Here is a 19,340-nt window from a genome sequence, read left to right on the forward strand (position 1 = left end):
TCCACGCGGCCCGCTATTTGGTTGTGGCCTGTGGGATCGTCGGGGCGAGCGCCGGTCCGTCGGCGCCTGCGCAGTGCGGCAGGCAGTCGACGCGCTCGGGCTCGGGAGTCTGGCGGGGCACGCGCAGCAGGACCGCGGCGATGCCCGCACCGAGCAGAAGGAGCACCGCGCACCAGCGCATCGCGGTGTCGAAACCGGCCGCGAAGGCGACCGGATCGCTGAACGCGCCCGACAGCCCGGCCAATCCCGGCAGCGCCGCCACGGCCAACAGCTGCGCTGTGCGCGCTACGGCGTTGTTCACTCCCGACGCGATGCCCGCCTCGCCCTCCCGGACCGCGCCGAGCACCGCGCCGGTCAACGGCGCGACCATCACCGACAGCCCCAATCCGAAGACGAACACGCCCGGCAACACATCGGTGAGATAGTCCGCGTCCGCCCCGATCCGCTGCAGCGCGAACACCCCGCCCGCGGCCAGCAGCGGGCCGATCGTCATCGGAATCCGTGGCCCGTGCCGCTGCGCCCACCGCCCCGCGGGCGCCGAGAGCACCAGCATCAGCAGGGTGACGGGCAGACCCGCGGCGCCCGAAGCCATCGGCGAGTACCCGGCGACCAGCTGCAATTGCAGGACCAGCAGGAAGAAGACGCCACCGAGCGCGGCATACACGAGCAATGTCACCAGGTTCGCGGCCGTGAACACCCGCGACCGGAACAGCGACGGCGGTACCAGCGGATTCGGGCTGCGCAGTTCCACCAGCGCGAAACACACCAGCGCGCCGAACCCGATGGCCACCAGCACGACCCGCGCATCGATGAGTCCCAGGGTGAGCGCACCGAGCGCGAACGCGACGATCACCGCGCCGGGCACGTCGATCCGCGCCGGCGCTTGCGGATCACGGCTCTCCGGCACGTGTTTCATCGCGACGACGGCGACCAGCAACGCGAGTGGCACATTGAGCAGGAAGATCGCCCGCCAGCCGACCAGATCGATCAGCCCACCCCCCAGCAGCGGCCCGAACGCACCGGCCACGCCACCGAGCCCGGACCACAGTCCGATCGCGCTGCCCTGATCGCGCCGATCCAGCGAGGCCGAGATCAGCGCCAGACTCCCCGGCGTGAGCAGCGCGCCCGCCACACCCTGCAGCAACCGCGCGACGACCAGCATCTCGATGTTCACCGCGAGCGCGCACAACAGCGAGGTGATCGCGAATCCGATGATGCCCCAGACGAATACGCGACGACGGCCGAGGCGGTCGCCGAGCGAACCGCCGAGCAGGATGAACGAGGCGAGGGTGAGCGTGTAGCCGTTGACGGTCCACTGCAGGCCCGCGACATCGGTGTGCAGCGACTCGCCGATGCGTGGCAGCGCCACGGAAACGACGGTAGCGTCCAGCGACGCCATCGACGAGCCGAGGATGGTGGCGAGCAGGATCCAGCGACCCGTCGCCGACTTCAGCCGAACCGTCTCGGTCACGACTCCAAGTTAGCCGCCGTGCCTGCCTGGTTACAGGCTTTCCACGCAGACGACCATCTTGCGCTCGGCGTATTTGAAGCCGGAGTCGGCGGCGTCGGGGCAGTCGTCGACGCTGTCGGAACTCTTGTTGATCGTGATCACCTTGACCGGTTCGGTCCCGCCCTCGGTGCACTCGATGCGCTTCGGCTCGTCGCCGCCCACGTCGATGCAGCCGCCGACGACCCAGTCGATGTCGAGGCACAGCGCGCCGGTCTCGACGCCGTTGAGCGTCTCGGCGTAGAAGTTGTCGCGGTCGCCGACACAGCCGCTGCTGGTCTTGGCCTTGGCGATGACCTTGTAGTTCGACGACCGGCTACCGCACGCGGCCTTCTCGATAGTCGCGTCGTTGACCGTGCCGCCGAGCGACACGCAGTCACCGATATTGGCCTGGAAGTCGGTCTTGCCGCCCTTGCTCGAGGTCGGCGCGGGCTTGCTGGTGGTGGGTTTGCCGGTGGTCTTGCCCGGCTTGGTGGTCGGCGTCGCGCCACTCGTCGCGGGGACGACGTCGATCGCAGGCTGGGCGTAGCCATCGATGGTGCCTCCACAACCGGTCGAGACGAACGCGGTCACGGTGATGGCGATCGCGCCGACGAGCCGGCCGATGGGCAAATCTGCAAACACACATTGTGAATACACCACTCGAGGCACCCGCGTCGACTCCAGCCCGGCGGGTCCGCGCCTGCGATACGCTCGGTATTCCGGTCGCCACGTGCGGCGCAGGGCCCCCGATCACGGATCAGGAGGTGAGGCGTGAGCAGTACCCCATTACCGGGACCGGTCGGTGATTTCGCGGCGCCACGGCAGATGGTGGTCGATCCGCGCTTCATCCGGCTCGCCGATCATTTCTTCGGGATGTTCTCCCAGCCGAGTCGCGGCGGCGGTGCGCTGGCTATCTATCTGGACGGCGCACCGGTGGTCGATATCTGGGCGGGCTGGGCGGCCAAGGATCAGCGCTGGACCGGCGAGAACATCGCGCTCACCTTCTCCACCGGCAAGGGCGTCGCCGCCACCGTGCTGCATCGGGTGGCCGAGCGGGGGCTGATCGATTACGACGAGCCGGTGGCCACCTACTGGCCCGAGTTCGGGTCGCACGGCAAGGACGACATCACCGTGCGCGACGTGCTGTCGCACCGCGCGGGTCTGCACCGGGTGCGTGGGCTCGTGCCAGGTCGCGAGGGCATTCTCGACTACGGGGCGGTTGTGCGCGCGCTCGCCGAGAGCCCCGCCGACCCGCGCCGTATCCGAAGTTCCGGCTATCACGCGATCACCTTCGGCTGGCTGGTCGCCGAGATCGTGCAGCGGGTGACCGGCGACCCGTTCACCGAGGTACTGCGCCGAGAAGTGGCGCGGCCCTTGGGAATCGACGAGTTCTGGTTCCAGGTACCGCCGGGCGAACGGCATCGGATCGCGAAGATCTTTCCGCATCTGGCGCCACCGGGGATTCGCTGGAACACCGCGTCGTCGGTGCTGTCGTGGGTGCGGCCCGCGCGCGGGCTGGCCGAGGCGGGCATGCCGGAGAGTTTCGACGAGCTGGTCCGCGACCCGCGCGTGCACGATGCGGTGATGCCCGGCTGGAACGGCGTGTTCTCGGCGCGGGCGCTGGCCAGAATGTACGGCGCGCTCGCCAACGGTGGCCAGGTCGGCGACGTGCGGTTCCTGCGTCCGGAAACCATCGAGACGATCAACCGCACCCAGCAGACCAGCAGCCGCGACTACGTCCTCGGCCTACCGCTCCGGTTCACCCTCGGCTACCACCGCCCGGTCCTGATGACCAAGCAGCAACCACGAAACGCGTTCGGCCACTACGGGGTTGGTGGGTCGGGCGCCTACGCCGATCCCGATCTCGGAATGTCGATCGCGTTCGTCACCAATCGGCTGGGTGGTGCCGTCACCGCACTCGGCGACGCCCGCCTGGCCAAACTGGCAGCGATGGCGCAGGGCACGGCGCGCACGCTGCGAGGGTGACCGAACCCGCACCGGAGGTGGGCCGTAGTAATAGGCATGAGTTCGCCGAGCCCCGCCGCTCCACGCTGGTCGCTGCTGCACGGCTTGGCTGCCGGCCGGGATTTCGCGGGCTACCTGCGCCGACGGGCCGCGCGTAGTGATCCGTTCGCGGTCGGGTTCCCCGGGTTTCCCGAGGTGCTGTTCACCGGAACAGCCGAGGGCGCGCGCGAACTGTTCCGGGCGCCCGCCGCCTCGCTCGAGCCGCCGCTACCCAATCCGATCGAGCCGATGGTCGGTGCCGCGTCGCTGATCCTCAGTTCCGGAACGCGGCATCGCACGGATCGCGCGCTGCTTGCCCCCGCGCTGCACGGTGCGCGGGTGCGGCCGCTGGGGGAGGTGATCCGGAATGCGACGCTGCGCGAAATACACTGCGGTACAGCCGGTCCCTGGCAGCTCGGCACCCGCATCGATGCGCTCGAGGCCACCCGCGCCATCACCTTGCGGGTCATTCTCGCCGCGGTGTTCGGTCCTGGTTCCGATCGGGCCGCCGAATATGACGGTGTGGTCGCCGATTTCCTCGCCGCGTTCACCACGCCGCTCATGGTGGCACCGGTATTACGCCGTGGCATAGGCGGTTTCGGGCCGTGGGAGCGCTTCACCGCGGCACGCGAACGGCTGGACACCCTGCTCCTGGCCGACATCGCCGAGCGGCGCCGCACCGGTCCGGCCGACGGCGACCTGCTCGACCTGCTGCTCGCCACCCGCTACGACGACGGCACCGCCCTCACCGACACCGAACTCTGCGAACAACTACGCACCCTGCTCGCCGCCGGCCACGAAACCACCGCGACCACCCTCACCTGGGCGCTCTACCACCTGCACCGCGAACCCGGCCTGCTCACCCGCCTGCTCGCCGAACTACCCGCCGCGGGCGACGACCCCGCCGAACAGGCCCGTCTTCCGCTCCTCGACGCCGTCTGCCAGGAGACCCTGCGACTGCACCCGCCGGTGCCGATCGTGTTGCGCACCCTGACAGCGCCGTTGCGCTGGCGCGGGTTCGACGTGGCGGCGGGCGCCACCATCGGCCTTGCCGTCGGCGTACTGCACAGCCAGCCGTCGACCTGGCCCGCACCACACCTCTTCCATCCGGACCGATTCCTCGACCGCAAGGTGAGCCAGTTCGAGTTCGCGCCGTTCGGCGGTGGTCACCGGCGCTGCATCGGAGCGACGCTGGCCGACTACGAACTGCGGATCGTGCTGGCTACGCTGCTGACCGAGGTCCGGTTGACCCTCGAACCCGCGCTGGCGCTCGGCAGACGACCGCGCGCCGTGCCGCGCAATCTCGCGACCGCGCCGGATCGGGCGATCCACTTCACACGGACGGGGTGATCTGCCTCACTCGACGTTTGGGACTCACACGGATGTGTTTCCCGGCTGTTCATCCGCACCGCGATCGACTCGCCGCTGTGAGCGTGGCGTTTGACGAAAGGCACTGAATCACAGCGCGTTATGTGACTCACGGCACATAGTTGCGGCTCTGTTATCACCGCGCAACGCGGCTGGCACCAAGACGGCCGGTACGGGTAGTAATGGAAGGTCAGGGTCGGGGAATCGTTACCTCGCAGAGACCCGTCGCGGCCTCTGCGGTCAATGAGAACAAGCGTCACTGAGTAGATCTCGCGCCGCCGCATGCGGAACGAGAGATGGAATGGACGAGAAACCTATGCACTACGAGGCAAATATGCGGCAATCGCACTGGCTCCGCCGGGGCCTGCTGCTGTCGGCGGCGATCGCAGCGACCGGCGCACTGGTCGCCGTGCCCGCGCAGGCTCAGCCGACTCTGCCGGGCTTCGGCGCCGGTTCCAGCCAGCCCGCGGTGAACGAGCCCGCGCAGCAGGCGCCCTTCGCGCCGCCGAACATCAACATCGCCGACGGCGAAACCGTCGGCGTCGCGCAGCCGATCGCCATCACTTTCCAGGAGCCGGTCGAGGACCGCGCGGCCGCCGAGCGGGCCATCAAGGTCACCTCGAGCGCCAACGCGCCGGGCCACTTCTACTGGACCTCCAGCAAGCAGGTCCGCTGGAAGCCCACCGAGTTCTGGCCGGCCAACACCGACGTGACCGTGGTCGCGGGCGGCACCACCAGCTCGTTCCGCATCGGTGACGCGTTCGTCGCCACCGTCGACGACGCCACCAAGATGATCGTCGTGACGGTCAACGGTGAGGTCGTCCGGGAGATGCCGACCTCGCTCGGCAAGCCCGGCTACGAGACTCCCAACGGCACCTACATCGTGGGTGAGCGGCTCGAGAAGATGACGATGGACTCGTCGACCTACGGCGTGCCGGTCACCGATCCCGAGGGCTACAAGCTCGAGGTCGAATACGCCACCCGCCTGTCCAACAGCGGCATCTTCGTGCACGCCGCCCCGTGGTCGGTCGGCCAGCAGGGTTACTCCAATGCCAGCCACGGCTGCCTCAATGTGAGCACCGAGGACGGAAAGTGGTTCCTGGAGAACACCCGTCGCGGCGATGCGGTGATCATCACCGGCACCCAGGGCGGAACCCTCAGTGCGGGCGACGGTCTCGGCGACTGGAACTAACGCACTGAGCTCATCCGCCTCTCCGCGTATTCTGGCCAGACTCAGGTGGGTTGGTTGTCGGCGACGCGGCCGACAGTCGGGTGACTGCGGAGTCAGCCGGTTCCCGGTGAGTTACCCATGTACTCACTGAACGAGGGCCGAACAATACGATCAAACGGGTCGTGTTGTTCGGCCCTCTGTTGTAATCGGTTCTGTGCGTCCGATGTTCAGAAAATCGGCGGGCAGGGTTAACCAACGGTTCGCCATGCGCCGTAAAGCTGCCGCGGTGCGAAAGAGTCCAGAGCGGGTACTCCCCGGGAGAAGCCGTCCGTGGCAGGACTACGCGCTGTTCGTAGTACTCGTGGTGCCCAACCTGGCACTGCTCGGCCTGTTCGTTTACCGGCCGCTAGCCGATAACATCCGGCTGTCGTTCACCGACTGGAATATCGCTGAGCCGGTGGCGAATTCGGTGGGGTTCGACAACTACATCGAATGGTGGCAGCGCGACGACTCATGGAAGGTCGTCAGCAATACGGTGATCTTCACCGTGGCGGCCGTCGTGGTCAGTATGGCGCTCGGTCTGGCGCTGGCCATGCTGCTCGATCGAAAGCTGTTCGGGCGCAATGTTGTTCGATCGGCCATTTTCGCCCCGTTCGTGATTTCGGGCGCGGCGATCGGTGTGGCTTTTCAATTCATCTTCGATCCGAGTTTCGGTCTGGTACAAGATGTTCTGCACCGGATCGGCGTCGACAATGTGCCCGATTTCTATCAGGACCCGCAGTGGGCCCTGTTCATGGTGACGATCACCTACATCTGGAAGAACCTCGGCTATGCCTTCGTGATCTATCTGGCCGCGCTGCAGGGTGTGCGCGCCGAATTGCTCGAAGCGGCCGAAATGGACGGTGCGAGCAGCTGGACCAGATTCACGAAAGTCCTTCTGCCCCAGCTACGTCCGACTACCTTCTTCCTGTCGATCACCGTGTTGCTCAACTCCCTGCAGGTCTTCGACATCATCAATGTGATGACCCGCGGCGGCCCGCTCGGCAACGGCACGACCACGATGGTGTTCCAGGTGTACGAGGAGTCGTTCCGCAATTTCCGGGCCGGCTACGGCGCCACCGTGGCCACGATCATGTTCGTGGTGCTGCTGGTGGTCACGTTGATCCAGGTGCGCGTGATGGATCGAGGCGAACGATGAAACACATAGGCCCGCAGACCCTTTCGTACCAGCGCCGTGAACGCGCGGTCACCCTGCTCGGCTACGCGGCGATGGTGTGCGTGCTGATCATCGTCGGGGTCCCGCTGTTCTGGATCCTGATCACCTCGCTCAAAGACCGCTCCGACATCTACACCCAGCCCGCGGTCTACTGGCCGAGCACCTGGCGTCCGGAGAACTACAGCCATGCCACCACCACGGTGCCGTTCTGGACGTTCCTGCGGAACTCGATCATCGTCACCGGCATCGTGTCGGTGGTGAAGTTCGCGCTCGGTGTGTTCAGCGCGTACGGCCTGGTGTTCCTGCGCTTTCCCGGCAAGAACATCGTGTTCCTGGTGATCATCGCGGCGCTGATGGTGCCCAACCAGATCACCGTGATCTCCAACTACGCGTTCATCGCCCAGCTCGGGTGGCGAAACACCTTCCAGGGCATCATCATTCCGCTCTGCGGCGTCGCCTTCGGCACCTTCCTGATGCGCAATCACTTCCTGTCGCTGCCCGGCGAGGTGATCGAGGCGGCACGGATGGACGGCGCCAACTGGTGGCGGCTGCTCACCCGCGTTGTCCTGCCCATGTCGGGGCCGACGATGGTGGCGTTCGCGGTGGTGACGCTGGTCAACGAGTGGAACGAGTACCTCTGGCCGTTCCTGATGGCCGACTCCGCCGATGTCGCGACGCTGCCGGTCGGCCTGACCCTGCTGCAGAACACCGAGAACCCCAGCGTCACCAACTGGGGGCCGGTGATGGCGGGCACCGTGCTCACGATGCTGCCGATTCTCATCGTCTTCCTTGCCCTGCAACGTCACATGATCAAAGGCCTCACCTCCGGTGCGGTCAAGGGTTAAATCTCGAACAGGAGTTCGCCAGTGTCCAACTCACGATTCCCGGCGCTGAGTCGCCGTGGCTTCATCGGCCTGACCGGCGGCGTCGCCGCGGCCGCAGCCCTTGCCGCATGCGCGGGCACCGGCGGCGGATCCGGTGATTCCGGTGACGCCAACACCATCACCTTCTGGTCCAACCACCCCGGCACCTCCAAGGAGCTGGAGCTGGAGCTGATCAACCGCTTCCAGGCGAAAAACCCTGATCTGAAAGTGAACCTGGTCGACGCGGGCAAGAACTACGAGGAGGTGGCGCAGAAGTTCAACGCGGCGCTCACCGGCGGAGAGCTGCCCGATGTTGTTGTGCTGTCGGATGTCTGGTGGTTCAACTACGCGCTGAGCAAGGCGATCGAGCCGCTCGACGGGCATTTCGGCGCCGCGGGTGTGCAGCTGGGCGATTACGTCGACTCGCTCGCCGCCGACTACCTGTTCGACGGCAAGCACTACGCGCTGCCCTATGCCCGCTCGACCCCGCTGTTCTACTACAACAAGGACGTCTGGGCCAAGGCCGGTCTGCCGGATCGCGGCCCGAACTCCTGGCAGGAATTCGACGAGTGGGGCCCCAAGCTGCAGTCGGTCGTCGGCGGCGACAAGTTCGCCCACGCGTGGGGCGACGCCAAGAACTACCTCGGCTGGACCTTCCAGGGCCCGAACTGGACCTTCGGTGGCGCGTACTCCGATCAGTGGAAGCTGAAGTTCACCGATCCCGGCTCGATCGCGGCTGCCACCTACCTGCGTGACTCGATCAACGTCAAGAAGTACGCCGCCATCCGCCCGCAGATCGCGGTCGATTTCGGCACCGGCGTGGCCGCCTCGACCATCGCCTCCACCGGCGACCTCAAGGGCATCAAGAAGAACGCCGACGGCAAGTTCGAGGTCGGCACGGCCTTCCTGCCGCATCCGAACGGGCCAGGCGTCACCACCGGCGGCGCCGGTCTGGCCATCCCGTCGCGGATCTCGGACGCGCGAAAGGTGAACGCGCTGAAGTTCATCGAGTTCATCACCAACGGTGCGAACACCGCGTACTTCTCGCAGAACACGGGCTACATGCCGGTGCGCAAGTCGGCGGTCACCGACCCGAGCGAGGTCGACTTCCTGGCGAAGAACCCGAACTCCAAGGTCGCCATCGACCAGCTGGCCGTGACGAAGTCGCAGGATTACGCGCGCGTGTTCGTGCCAGGCGCCGACCAGATCATCGGCACCGGCTACGAGCAGATCGGCCTCCAGAACGCCGATCCCGCAACGGTCCTCGCGAAGGTCGCCGCCGACGTGCAGGCGATCATCGACCGGCAGATCACGCCCAAGCTGCCCAAGTAGTTCCCCGTGGGCCGGTGGTTCGTCGTGACCACCGGCCCGTTTTCGCTTTCCCTCCTAGGAGAATTCGCCATGGCGACAGTGCAGTTCGACGGTGTGACCCACCGCTACCCCGGCGCCGACGCCCCCGCCGTCGACGCACTCGATCTCGACATCGCCGATGGTGAGTTCCTGGTGCTGGTCGGGCCGTCCGGCTGCGGCAAGTCGACGAGTCTGCGAATGCTGGCCGGGCTGGAATCCGTTGCGGCCGGGACGATTCGGATCGGCGAGCGCGATGTCACCGACCTGCCGCCGCGCGCTCGCGATGTGGCGATGGTATTCCAGAGTTACGCGCTGTATCCGAACATGACCGTGGCCGAGAACATGGGGTTCGCGCTGCGCAATGCGGGAATGTCGAAGTCCGACACGCTGGTTCGCGTGAAGGAGGCCGCGGCGATGCTAGAGCTGGAGCCCCTGCTCGACCGCAAACCCGCGAAGCTTTCCGGTGGTCAGCGTCAGCGCGTCGCCATGGGCCGCGCCATCGTGCGCAGGCCACAGGTGTTCTGCATGGACGAGCCGCTGTCCAACCTGGACGCGAAACTCCGGGTGAGCACCCGCTCCCAGATCGCCGCGCTGCAGCAGCGTCTCGGCACGACCACGGTGTATGTCACCCACGACCAGGTCGAGGCGATGACGATGGGTCACCGTGTCGCTGTTCTCCGTGACGGCACGCTGCAGCAGATCGCCTCTCCACGTGAGCTTTACGACAACCCGCTGAATACCTTCGTCGCCGGGTTCATCGGCTCGCCGGGCATGAACCTACTCGAGGCACCCGTGGTCGATGGCGAGGCTGTGCTGGACGGCCTGCGAATCCCGCTGCCCCGCAGTGTTTCCGGGGCCCGTGTCGTTCTCGGTATCCGGCCTGAATCGTGGGAAGTCACCACCGACCCCGCCGGGATCACCGTCGTCGCCGAACTGCTCGAGGAACTCGGCGCCGAATCGTTCGTCTACACCCACGGCGCGGGCACCGACTGGTCCACCCGCTCCGGCAAAATCGTGGTCCGAGTGGACCGCCGGTTCCAGACCACGCTCGGCGAAACCTTGCACCTGCGGCCCAAGCCCGAGGAGATCTTCTTCTTCGACGCAGGCACCGAACTGCGCCTGCGCTAGGACAGACCCGCCGCGGTGCGGCGGCCGATCGCGGCGTTGAGGGCGCCGAGTTCGGCGAGGATGTCGGTCGCGGCCCAGATGCGGTTTCGTTTGGAGTCGGAGACGACTTCGAGGATGCCCGCGTCGGTGAGGCGATCCAGGGCTCGGTAGGTGGCCGAGTCCGTGGTCGTGGTGATGGCGTTGGCTTGGGCGATCGTGAGGATCGGATGCTCGAGCAGGTTCGCCAGTAGTGCCTCGTCGGCGGAGCCGGCGCGCGGGCGGGCCCGGTCGCGCCAGCCGTCGGGGAGCGCGGTGAGTGCGCGGGCCGAGTCGATCGCGGCCTCGCTGGCGTACACCGCGGCGAGAGCCAGGTACACGACGAATTCCTCGGCGGCGCCGGTGCGGTAGGCGGCCAGTTGGGCGAAGTAGCGCGAGGTGTCGGCGAGCATGACCGAGGAGAACGGGACGGTCACCCGGTCGGTCAGGCCGCGCCGGCGCAGGATGGCGGTTACCAGGGCGCGACCGATCCGGCCGTTGCCACTGACGAACGGGTGGATCGATACGAACTGCGCGTGCGCGAGCGCGGCCTGCACGAGGATCGGCAGGTCGCCGCGCGCGACGAAGGCCAGCAGGTCGGCCACCAGCTCGGGCACCAGTTCTGGTGGGGGCGGCACATACAGCGCGTTGAGTGGCGTGTAGTCGCTGCCGCCGATCCAGGTTTGGACGGTGCGGAAGCGCCCGGCCTTCTCCCACTCCGGGGCGATCAGCACCCGATGAGCGCTGAGCAGGCTCGCCTCGGTGATCTGGCCGTGCTCGGCGGTGTCGACCAGGCCGGTCAGCGCCCGCACCGCGGCCACCTGCGACGCGGCTTCGGGACGAGCCGTCGCGCCACCGAAGGCTTTGCTGAATGCTCGCCAGCCCGCGTCGATGTGCTCGATTCGCGACGACGCGACCGCCTCGCTGCGCAGCAGGAACTCGCGCAGGGGAGCCAGCCCGCCATGGCCGGCTTCGAGATGGGTCACCGCGATCGCCGCGGCCTCGCTGGCCGATGTCGTTCGCCTGGTAGCGAAATCGAGCCGAGCGATGTGCGGGGGGATCGACACAGCGACCTGCTCGGGCATGGGACCCACTCGCGAACCGCGCCCGCCGCGCGCCGTCCATGGTCGCTGTTCGACGTGGTGCGCCGGCCAATTCATCAGTTCTAGCAATACTTTCGCTCTTGGAAACGCCACTAACTTGCGAATTGCTCGCGTTTTTCGGTTGCAACGAGAGTAACCAGCTCACTACTCCCGCGGGACGATCAAGTGAGACTGGTGGTCGCGTGGGTCCGCGCCAGGTCGACGGCTCGGCCGATCCCCTCGGCGAAGGGGACACCGTGGCCGGGGAGGACCAGATCGGCAGAGAGTGATTCGAGGGCGCGCAGGGCCAGCACTGTATCGGGAGTCGAGTGGTTGAAGAACTTGGGGAGTACCTGGGGCCCATGGTATTTCGAGGTGGGGTGGGCGGTAACCAAAGTGTCGCCAGTGGCCACCGCACCCGCGTTAGGGAAATGGAAGGCGGAGTGTCCTGAGGTGTGTCCAGGGGTGGGGATCGGGACCGGACGGCCGGGGAGATCCAGGGGGCCTTCGGTCGGGAAGGGCTGGATGTGGGGGACCGGGTTCTTACGGAGGCCGCCGGCGCGGGTGATGCGCAGGGCCCAACCACAGGTCGAGATGTCGGTGAGGCGTTTGACGACATCGAGGGGCGTGGCCGACTCGTGGACCTCACCCTTGGCGTGGGCCACCTCGAGCGGGCTGGTGTAGGCGGGGATGCCGTACTTCGCCTGGAGGTGGTTGAGGGCGCCGACGTGGTCCAGGTGGGCGTGGGTCAGCAGGACCGCTCGGATGTCTTCGGGGCGGTGGCCGAGGGCTTCGATGGTCGCCTCGAGCAGGCCGGCGTCGCCGTACCAGCCCGCGTCGATCAGCGTCAGGTCACGGCCTTCGCGGAGCAGGACCATGTTCACATCTGTGCCTGCGATGGTGAAGACATCGTCGGCTACCTGCTGATAACGCACTGGTAGAACCCCTTCTCGAGCAACGGGTTCCGACCCTACCGGCGATCGTCTCGCCGGCAGGGTCGAGCACGTCACCAGATCGTCACGCGCTCCGCGGGATCGAGGTACAGCGCGTCGGCGGGGGTCACGTCGAAAGCCTCGTAGAAGCTGTCGATATTGCGGATCACCGCGTTGCAGCGGAACTCCGGCGGGGAGTGCGGGTCGACGGCGAGGCGGCGGATGGCTTCTTCCTGTCGAGCCTTGGTGCGCCACACCTGGGCCCAGCCGTAGAAGACACGCTGCAGCCCGGTGAGGCCGTCGATGACCGGCGCCTCCTTGCCGTCGAGCGAGATCTTGTACGCGGCGAGGGCAATCGAGAGGCCGCCCAGGTCGCCGATGTTCTCGCCGATGGTGAACTCGCCGTTCACGGTGTGCTCGTCGGCCAGGTCGGCGGGGGAGAGCACGTTGTACTGGTCGATCAGAGCCTTGGTGCGCTTGCCGAATTCGGCGCGGTCCTCGTCGGTCCACCAGTCCTGCATATTGCCGTCGCCGTCGTACTTGGCGCCCTGGTCGTCGAAACCGTGGCCGATCTCGTGGCCGATCACGGCGCCGATCCCGCCGTAGTTGGCGGCGTCGTCGGCGTTCATGTCGAAGAACGGCGGCTGCAGGATCGCGGCGGGGAACACGATCTCGTTCATGCCGGGGTTGTAGTAGGCGTTCACGGTCTGCGGGGTCATGAACCACTCGCCCCGATCGACCTCGCCACCCAGTTTGCCCAGGTCACGGTCGTGGTCGGCGGCGTAGCCACGGCGGTAGTTGCCGACCAGATCGGTCGCGTCGATCTCGACCGCGGAGTAGTCGCGCCAGGTGTCCGGGTAGCCGATCTTGGGGGTGAACTTCTCCAGCTTGGTCAGCGCGGCCGCGCGAGTGTCGGGGCCCATCCACTCGAGGTCGGCGATATTGCGCCGGTAGGCCTCCTGCAGATTGGCCACCAGCTCGACCATCCGCGCCTTGGCCTGCGGCGGAAAGTGCCGGGCCACATACAGTTTGCCCACCGCTTCGCCGAGCAGTTCCTGCACCAGCGACACGCCACGCTTCCAGCGCTCGCGGTTCTCCTTCGCGCCGGTGAGGGTGCGACCGTAGAAGTCGAAGTACTCCTCGACGATCTCGTCGGTGAGGAAACCGGCGCGCGCGTGCAGTACCTGCCACGCCGCCCACGCCTGCCAATCAGCCTGCGGCACCTCGGCCCATGCGGTGGCGAAGGCCCGCAGGTAATCGGGCTGACGCACCACGAGCTCGGCGAACAGATCCTTGCCGTCGCGGTCGAGACCGGTCGCGACGCCGTCCACCCAAGCGGCCCAATCGAATTCCGGGTTCTCGGCGACCAGATCAGCGAAAGTGGTGAGGTTGTAGCTCTTCTCGGCATCACGACGCCGCACCACATCCCAGTGACCCGCGGCGAGTGTGCGTTCCAGCTCGAATACGCGCTTGGCGGCATCGGCCGGGTCGGCGGGCAGCAGTCCGTCCAGCGACGCGTCAGCGGCGGCGATGGTGAACATCTTGGTGATGTGCGCGATATAGGCGTCGCGGATCCCCGCGAATTCCTCGGAGCGGTAGTAGGACTCGTCGGGCAGCCCGATGCCCGCCTGGGTCGCGTGCACGAGGTAGCGGGTGGAGTTCTTGTCGTCGGTATCGACGTAGTAGGCGAGCGTGCCGCGAACGCCGGTGCGCTGCAAACGACCGAGCAGAGCGGCGAACGCGCTCGGATCGCTCACCTCGGCGATCTCGCGCAGTTCGGCGGCGATGGGGGTGAACCCGGCCGCCGCGACCACATCGGTGGCCATGAAGCTCGAGAACAGATCGCCGATCTTGCGCGCATCGGCATCATCGGCCGCGCCGGACGCGCTATCGGTGATGATCGCCTGCACGTCGAGCTCGGCCTGGTCGTAGAGCGTGCGAAACGCACCGTCCACGGCGCGATCAGCCGGGATCTCATACCCGGCCAACCACTGCCCGTTGACATGCGCGAACAAATCGTCCTGCACCCGCACATCCTGATCACGGAAGGACAGATCAATACCGGAGGGGCTGCTCAGATCCGAAGTCACGCGCTCCAGTATGCCGTGTCATCGGCGGCTGGTGCCGCTGGTTCTCGGCGCTTGACTCCGGCTCTTCCCTCCCTCCGGGTACTCCTTCGTCGCACCCTCCGCTCAGTCCAGAGCCGGAGGCGCGCCGAGAACCGGGCGGCTGGCGCCGCCATTCGTGCGCGACGCTAGACGCGGCTGTCTAGACGCGGGCGAACTCGTCGTCTCGGGCGCCGGCTACGAAGGCTTGCCATTCGGGGGCGGTGAAGTGGAGAAGGACGTCTTCGTGGCGGAGGGTGGTCGAGCCGTCGGGGGAGGTGTGGGCCACGAGGGTGGGGTGGCGGCGGGTGGTGCGCACACAGTGCAGGAAGTCTGTCCACAGGGCGGTGTCGACGGTGATGATGGGCTCGTCCAAGCCGGTGTTCATCGGGTTGCGGCGGAATTTGCTGTCTCGTATCTGGACAGCGTCTCCATCGAAACGAACCTCGACACATTGGTTGCCGTTATTGGAGCGTGACGAGGTGAACCAGCCGTGTTCGGCCGGGCTGCGGCGAGCGGTGGTGGACATACCTCGAATCTTACACGCTCGCATACTCCCTGATCAGGGTGAGAGATTCGGTGCGAGAAAGGGATTGCTCGCGGGCACGGACGTAGGCGAAGCCTAGATCGCGGACCTGTTCGGCATCGTCGACATGGCCGCCGAACACCGCGCTCTCCGCCCAGGCGAAGGTAGGTAGCTGGTCGCTTGCGAAGTCGAGCAGATGGAAGCTGGAACCGCCGAGGACGGCACCTTCGGGGGCGCTGAACGGGATGACGCGCACGTCGACGGTGTCGAGCTCGCGCACCAGCGTCACCAGGTGCCGCAACTGCTCGCGCAGCACCGCACTGCCACCGGTCTGCTGACGCAGCGTCGCCTCGCCGAGCACCGCGGTGAGTTCGAGCGGATCGGGTTCGCGCAGCCGGCGCTGCCGACGCAGTCGTATCGCGACTAATTGGTCAACTTGGACCGGTCGGATCATCACATCGGCGCTGATCAGAGCCCGTGCGTAGGCCTCGGTCTGCAACAACCCGGGCACGATCATGCTGTCGTAGCTGCGGATACTCTGCGCGCCCGCCTCCATCCCGTACAGCCGCTGCAGCTCGGGGCCGATCAGCGCCGAGGACGCCGTCGTCCACCAGCCGCGCTGCTTGCTCGCCTCGAGCAGGGCCAGCAGTTCGTTGCGTTCGTCGGGCGTCACATCCAGAACGTCGAGAACCGGTTCGATCGTGGTGCGGGTGAGCACCCGCCTGCCCTTCTCGACGTGCGACCAGTTGGCGGGGGTGAACCCGACCCGACGGGCGAAACCGGCCGAATCGAATCCGCGCTGCTCACGGAGCTCGCGCAGCCGGAGCACGAGTTCCCACCGCGCGACGGTCGGCGAAACGGGAGCCATGGGCGAATATCGTACGCCGATCGACACGCCAGCTACTGACTATTGTCAGCCCGGTTGTGCGGCTATAGGCTGTGCAGAACGGTCTTTTTCTCGCACGTCCTGCCGTTATGAAAAAGTTTCCCGCGCCACCCGGTCGTGATGCTCCACCTCCCACCGAGATTCGCCCCGATCGAGCGAACTCACAGCTACATCGAACCACCGTCGACAGAGACGAGGTCATGATGAGCACGTTGCGCACTGATGAGGACAAGGGCGGGTATACGGCCGCCGAGGAATACTCGGCCACCCAGGACGCTCTGGCGCGCTGTCGCCAGTACCGCAAGCACCATGGCCTCTACGGCGTCGTCGACGCGGCGCTGGGTCGGATCGTGCTCGAGATCGGCTCGGTCGGCGCGGTGGTGATGCCGTCGACGCTGGGCGAACGGGTCCGCGGGATGCTCGTCACGCGCGGTCTGCGCTGCGGGCCGATCATCGCCCATCCGCGTTCCGGTCGCTGGACTTTCCTCACCGGCCCGATCGACAACTCCTACCTCGACACCGAGCTGTTCGCCGAGCTGTTCCGGGTGTGCGCCTCGGTGGCCTTGCCCGGCAGTGATGTCGTGCTCCCGTCGCCTGCCGACGAGCGCAGCGGCTATCGCACCTGGATGCAGGCCCCCGACGGCGATTTCCGGCCCGATTTCGCGCAGATCGTCGCCGCTACCAGGACCAATGCCAAATCGGCGACCTTGACGCGGCAGCCGGGTTCGGCCTGAGTTCACCCGCCGCCGAGGCGCGCGTGCATCTCCCAGACGAGCACCTCGGCGTCGCCGTGCGGACGGATCAGCTGGCCGCCGGAGCGTGTCAGCCGGATCGCGTCGCCCTGGGACATGGTGCCGAGACCTTCGACGTCGATCTCCCCGCGCGCGACGAAAACATGCAGGTAGGGGGCATCAGGGAGGGTGACGCCTGGACTGTCGGCAGGCATCCTGGCGACGTGCATCGCGGCGTGCGAGGAATTGATCGCGATGGCGGTGCGATCGCGATAGCGGGGTAGGCCCGACGCGACCGTCACCAGATCGCCGCGCGCGAGTTCGTCATCGATCTCGAGCTGCTGATAGCCGGGGTCGACGCCGGGCTCGTCGGGGACAACCCACATCTGGACGAAATGCACGGGGTCGTCGTGCGATCGGCCGTCCAGGCGCCACGAATCGTTCTTCTCCGAGTGCTGGATGCCGGTGCCCGCGCTCATCCGCTGGGCCAGCCCCGGATAGATGACACCGTTGTGCCCGAGCGAATCCTGATGCACCAGGCTGCCGCCGAGTACCCAGGTGACGATCTCCATGTCCCGATGCGGATGGGTGTCGAAACCCTCGCCGGGCAGCACCACGTCCTCGTTGTTCACCAGCAACAGCCCGTGATGGGTGTTGTCGGGGTCGTAGTGCTCACCGAAGGAGAACGAATGCTTGGAGTCGAGCCACGGGATCCGCGTCTTCATCCGGTCGCCACCGCGGTGTAGTTCGATCCGCGGCGGTGTCGTCGATGTGGGCGTCACCATTCAATTCTGGCACCAATTGTGAGAGTGCACCGCTCACGGGTGTGCGTGGTAGGGACGGCGGTTCGCTGTGGCACTAGGGTCATGGCGTGTCGACTCATCCCTCTGACAGCTCGAATGCGGCGGATGAGCAGCCGATCTCGATGCGACATCTCCTGCGCGACGGCCGCGGGATCGTTCGCCAGAACCCGCGCATGCCGCGCCTGGCGGTGCTGCGTCTGGCGGCGCAGTTCGGTGACGGGATGTTCCAGGCGGCACTGTCGGGCGCGATTCTGTTCAACCCGGAACGCGAGACCGATCCGCTGGCCATCGCCGCGGGTTTCGCGGTGCTGCTGCTGCCGTATTCGGTGCTCGGACCGTACGCGGGCGCGCTGCTGGACCGATGGGATCGGCGCAATGTGCTGCTGGTCGCGAGTGTGGCGCGGGCGGTGCTGATCGGTGTCGCCGCGATCGGGTTGTTCGTCGGCATCGGGGAGACACCACTGCTGGTGCTGGCCTTGGCGACCGTGGGAATCAGCAGGTTCGTGCTGGCCGGGGTGTCGGCGGCGCTGCCGCGAGTACTTGAACAGCGCTGGCTGGTGCCGATGAATTCGGTGCTGGCGACGGTGGCCTCGGTGTGCGCGGGAGTCGGTGCGGCGGCGTCGGTGGCGGTGATCGCGCTGATCGGCGCGGGTGACGCGGCCTCGGCGGTCGCGGTGGCACTGTCGGGCATCGGTTCGCTGGTCGGCGCCGTGCTCGCCTGCGGATTCCGCCGGCATGTGCTCGGGCCCGATAGCGGGTCGGCGGGCACCGAGAGCACCGTGCACGCCATCGCCACCGGCCTGCGCACCGGCGCGAACGCCGTGTGGAACTCGGCGCAGGTGACGACGGCGATGATCGGCATCGGCGCCCATCGCATCGTGTTCGGGATGAACACGCTGATCATGGTGCTGGTGCTGCGCCAACCCGCCGACGGCGCCGAGATGAGCGGCGGGCTGGTCGGCTTCGGGGTGGTGATCATGGTCATCGCGGCGGGCATGCTGGTGGCCGCGATCGGCGCACCGATCCTGATTCCGCGCCTCGGCAGGCCGCGCACCGTGTTGCTCGGTCTCACCACGGCGCTGCTCGTGGAGCTCACGCTGGTCACCCCGATCACGCTGGCCACCGGCTCGGCGACCGACAACGCGCACCGGCTGTTGCTGATCGGGGCGTTCGGGCTCGGCCTCGCCGGTCAGACGATCAAGCTGACCGGCGACGCGAGCATGCAGATCGACATCGACGACGATCAGCGCGGGCAGGTATTCGCCCTGCAGGACACGGTTTTCAACATCTCCTTCGTGTTGGCGATCGCGGTGACCGCGCTGGTGATCCCGGCCGACGGACGGTCCATCGGGGTGGTGCTGGCCGGTGCCGGTGTCTACGCGCTCGGCATCGTGGCCATCGCGCTCAATTCCCGTCGAGCCAAGGTGGCGTGCTGAGGGCGGGCGGTTCGGCCAGGACCGTTCGGTGATCGACGGTGGCCAGGGGGATATCGGGTAGTAGGGCATCGTGATCGATGCCGGTGTCGTAGTCGATCCATAGCGAGTCGAGCAGGCTCGTGTCGGCCAGTTCGTCGTGGCTCGACCAGTGGTGCACGACCGCGTCGCCAATTCCGAAGACGTACTCGATTTCGTTCACATCTGTTTGGACGCACGGCAACCGCGATCGGTTCCG

At 66.9% G+C, this 19,340-nt stretch carries 18 protein-coding genes; 9 read left to right on the plus strand and 9 right to left on the minus strand.

Annotation, left to right across the window (positions count from 1 at the left end; all coding sequences use genetic code 11):
* Positions 1–13: 13 nt before the first annotated feature.
* Both ACQHI0_RS28200 and lppU read right to left on the minus strand, forming a co-directional pair.
* The gene (locus tag ACQHI0_RS28200; protein ID WP_427904799.1) at positions 14–1,471 is read right to left on the minus strand and encodes an MFS transporter; all 1,458 of its coding nucleotides are present in this window, start codon (positions 1,469–1,471) and stop codon (positions 14–16) included.
* A 30-nt stretch (positions 1,472–1,501) separates the two neighbouring features.
* The gene (gene lppU, locus ACQHI0_RS28205) at positions 1,502–2,131 is read right to left on the minus strand and encodes an LppU family putative lipoprotein (RefSeq protein ID WP_427904800.1); all 630 of its coding nucleotides are present in this window, start codon (positions 2,129–2,131) and stop codon (positions 1,502–1,504) included.
* Positions 2,132–2,314: 183 nt separating this feature from the next.
* Here lppU and ACQHI0_RS28210 point away from each other — a divergent pair, with 183 nt between their 5' ends.
* From ACQHI0_RS28210 to ACQHI0_RS28240, 7 genes are all read left to right on the plus strand, one after another.
* Complete coding sequence (locus tag ACQHI0_RS28210) at positions 2,315–3,475, plus strand: serine hydrolase domain-containing protein (protein WP_427909326.1); 1,161 nt, start codon at positions 2,315–2,317, stop codon at positions 3,473–3,475.
* Positions 3,476–3,511: 36 nt separating this feature from the next.
* The gene (locus ACQHI0_RS28215; protein WP_427904801.1) at positions 3,512–4,843 is read left to right on the plus strand and encodes a cytochrome P450; all 1,332 of its coding nucleotides are present in this window, start codon (positions 3,512–3,514) and stop codon (positions 4,841–4,843) included.
* Between the two features lie 319 nt (positions 4,844–5,162).
* Entirely contained in the window at positions 5,163–6,053 is an 891-nt protein-coding gene (locus ACQHI0_RS28220) for a L,D-transpeptidase (protein WP_427904802.1), read from the plus strand.
* Positions 6,054–6,318: 265 nt separating this feature from the next.
* Complete coding sequence (locus tag ACQHI0_RS28225) at positions 6,319–7,230, plus strand: carbohydrate ABC transporter permease (protein WP_427904803.1); 912 nt, start codon at positions 6,319–6,321, stop codon at positions 7,228–7,230.
* Positions 7,227–8,093 (plus strand): carbohydrate ABC transporter permease, encoded by an 867-nt coding sequence (locus ACQHI0_RS28230; RefSeq protein ID WP_427904804.1) that lies wholly within the window; start codon positions 7,227–7,229, stop codon positions 8,091–8,093. The genes ACQHI0_RS28225 and ACQHI0_RS28230 overlap by 4 nt, the downstream gene beginning before the upstream one ends.
* 21 nt (positions 8,094–8,114) lie before the next feature.
* A complete protein-coding gene (locus tag ACQHI0_RS28235; protein WP_427904805.1) occupies positions 8,115–9,443 on the plus strand; it encodes an ABC transporter substrate-binding protein in 1,329 nt (442 codons plus the stop codon).
* A 69-nt stretch (positions 9,444–9,512) separates the two neighbouring features.
* Positions 9,513–10,589 (plus strand): ABC transporter ATP-binding protein, encoded by a 1,077-nt coding sequence (locus tag ACQHI0_RS28240; RefSeq protein WP_427904806.1) that lies wholly within the window; start codon positions 9,513–9,515, stop codon positions 10,587–10,589.
* On the opposite strand, the gene ACQHI0_RS28245 is transcribed toward ACQHI0_RS28240, so the two are convergent.
* The 5 genes from ACQHI0_RS28245 to ACQHI0_RS28265 form a co-directional block, all read right to left on the minus strand.
* Entirely contained in the window at positions 10,586–11,764 is a 1,179-nt protein-coding gene (locus ACQHI0_RS28245) for a Fic family protein (RefSeq protein WP_427904807.1), read from the minus strand. The two genes, ACQHI0_RS28240 and ACQHI0_RS28245, sit on opposite strands and share 4 nt — an antisense overlap.
* A gap of 104 nt (positions 11,765–11,868) precedes the next feature.
* Positions 11,869–12,621: an MBL fold metallo-hydrolase gene (locus ACQHI0_RS28250; RefSeq protein ID WP_427904808.1), complete on the minus strand. Its 753-nt coding sequence runs from the start codon at positions 12,619–12,621 to the stop codon at positions 11,869–11,871.
* Positions 12,622–12,692: 71 nt separating this feature from the next.
* Positions 12,693–14,708, minus strand: a complete 2,016-nt coding sequence (locus ACQHI0_RS28255; RefSeq protein WP_427904809.1) for a M13 family metallopeptidase — start codon at positions 14,706–14,708, stop codon at positions 12,693–12,695.
* Positions 14,709–14,886: 178 nt separating this feature from the next.
* A complete protein-coding gene (locus ACQHI0_RS28260) occupies positions 14,887–15,252 on the minus strand; it encodes a DUF397 domain-containing protein (RefSeq protein ID WP_427904810.1) in 366 nt (121 codons plus the stop codon).
* Positions 15,253–15,262: 10 nt separating this feature from the next.
* Complete coding sequence (locus tag ACQHI0_RS28265; RefSeq protein WP_427904811.1) at positions 15,263–16,117, minus strand: helix-turn-helix domain-containing protein; 855 nt, start codon at positions 16,115–16,117, stop codon at positions 15,263–15,265.
* Positions 16,118–16,338: 221 nt separating this feature from the next.
* On the opposite strand from ACQHI0_RS28265, the gene ACQHI0_RS28270 reads away from it, so the two are divergent.
* Positions 16,339–16,869, plus strand: a complete 531-nt coding sequence (locus ACQHI0_RS28270) for a hypothetical protein (protein ID WP_427904812.1) — start codon at positions 16,339–16,341, stop codon at positions 16,867–16,869.
* Positions 16,870–16,871: 2 nt separating this feature from the next.
* On the opposite strand, the gene ACQHI0_RS28275 is transcribed toward ACQHI0_RS28270, so the two are convergent.
* Positions 16,872–17,591, minus strand: coding sequence for a pirin family protein (locus ACQHI0_RS28275; RefSeq protein WP_427909327.1), 720 nt, complete (start codon positions 17,589–17,591; stop codon positions 16,872–16,874).
* A 200-nt stretch (positions 17,592–17,791) separates the two neighbouring features.
* Here ACQHI0_RS28275 and ACQHI0_RS28280 point away from each other — a divergent pair, with 200 nt between their 5' ends.
* Positions 17,792–19,105 carry an MFS transporter gene (locus ACQHI0_RS28280; RefSeq protein WP_427904813.1) on the plus strand — a complete coding sequence of 438 codons (1,314 nt, stop codon included), beginning with the start codon at positions 17,792–17,794 and terminating at the stop codon, positions 19,103–19,105.
* On the opposite strand, the gene ACQHI0_RS28285 is transcribed toward ACQHI0_RS28280, so the two are convergent.
* On the minus strand, positions 19,074–19,304 hold the full coding sequence (locus ACQHI0_RS28285; RefSeq protein ID WP_427904814.1) for a hypothetical protein: 231 nt from the start codon (positions 19,302–19,304) through the stop codon (positions 19,074–19,076). The genes ACQHI0_RS28280 and ACQHI0_RS28285 overlap by 32 nt on opposite strands.
* Between the last annotated feature and the right edge of the window lie 36 nt (positions 19,305–19,340).

This window comes from Nocardia sp. FBN12, assembly GCF_050320175.1.
Classification (GTDB): Bacteria; Actinomycetota; Actinomycetes; order Mycobacteriales; family Mycobacteriaceae; genus Nocardia.

Excerpts from the sequence above, each read along its gene's own strand:
- ACQHI0_RS28215 (WP_427904801.1), top strand. The coding sequence starts at position 3,512 with ATGAGTTCGCCGAGCCCCGCCGCTCCACGCTGGTCGCTGCTGCACGGC.
- ACQHI0_RS28210 (WP_427909326.1), top strand. The coding sequence starts at position 2,315 with ATGGTGGTCGATCCGCGCTTCATCCGGCTCGCCGATCATTTCTTCGGG.
- ACQHI0_RS28270 (WP_427904812.1), top strand. The coding sequence starts at position 16,339 with ATGAGCACGTTGCGCACTGATGAGGACAAGGGCGGGTATACGGCCGCC.
- ACQHI0_RS28275 (WP_427909327.1), bottom strand. The coding sequence starts at position 17,591 with ATGAAGACGCGGATCCCGTGGCTCGACTCCAAGCATTCGTTCTCCTTC.
- ACQHI0_RS28245 (WP_427904807.1), bottom strand. The coding sequence starts at position 11,764 with ATGAATTGGCCGGCGCACCACGTCGAACAGCGACCATGGACGGCGCGC.
- ACQHI0_RS28220 (WP_427904802.1), top strand. The coding sequence starts at position 5,163 with ATGGACGAGAAACCTATGCACTACGAGGCAAATATGCGGCAATCGCAC.
- ACQHI0_RS28240 (WP_427904806.1), top strand. The coding sequence starts at position 9,513 with ATGGCGACAGTGCAGTTCGACGGTGTGACCCACCGCTACCCCGGCGCC.
- ACQHI0_RS28260 (WP_427904810.1), bottom strand. The coding sequence starts at position 15,252 with ATGTCCACCACCGCTCGCCGCAGCCCGGCCGAACACGGCTGGTTCACC.
- ACQHI0_RS28230 (WP_427904804.1), top strand. The coding sequence starts at position 7,227 with ATGAAACACATAGGCCCGCAGACCCTTTCGTACCAGCGCCGTGAACGC.
- ACQHI0_RS28280 (WP_427904813.1), top strand. The coding sequence starts at position 17,792 with ATGCGACATCTCCTGCGCGACGGCCGCGGGATCGTTCGCCAGAACCCG.
- ACQHI0_RS28265 (WP_427904811.1), bottom strand. The coding sequence starts at position 16,117 with ATGGCTCCCGTTTCGCCGACCGTCGCGCGGTGGGAACTCGTGCTCCGG.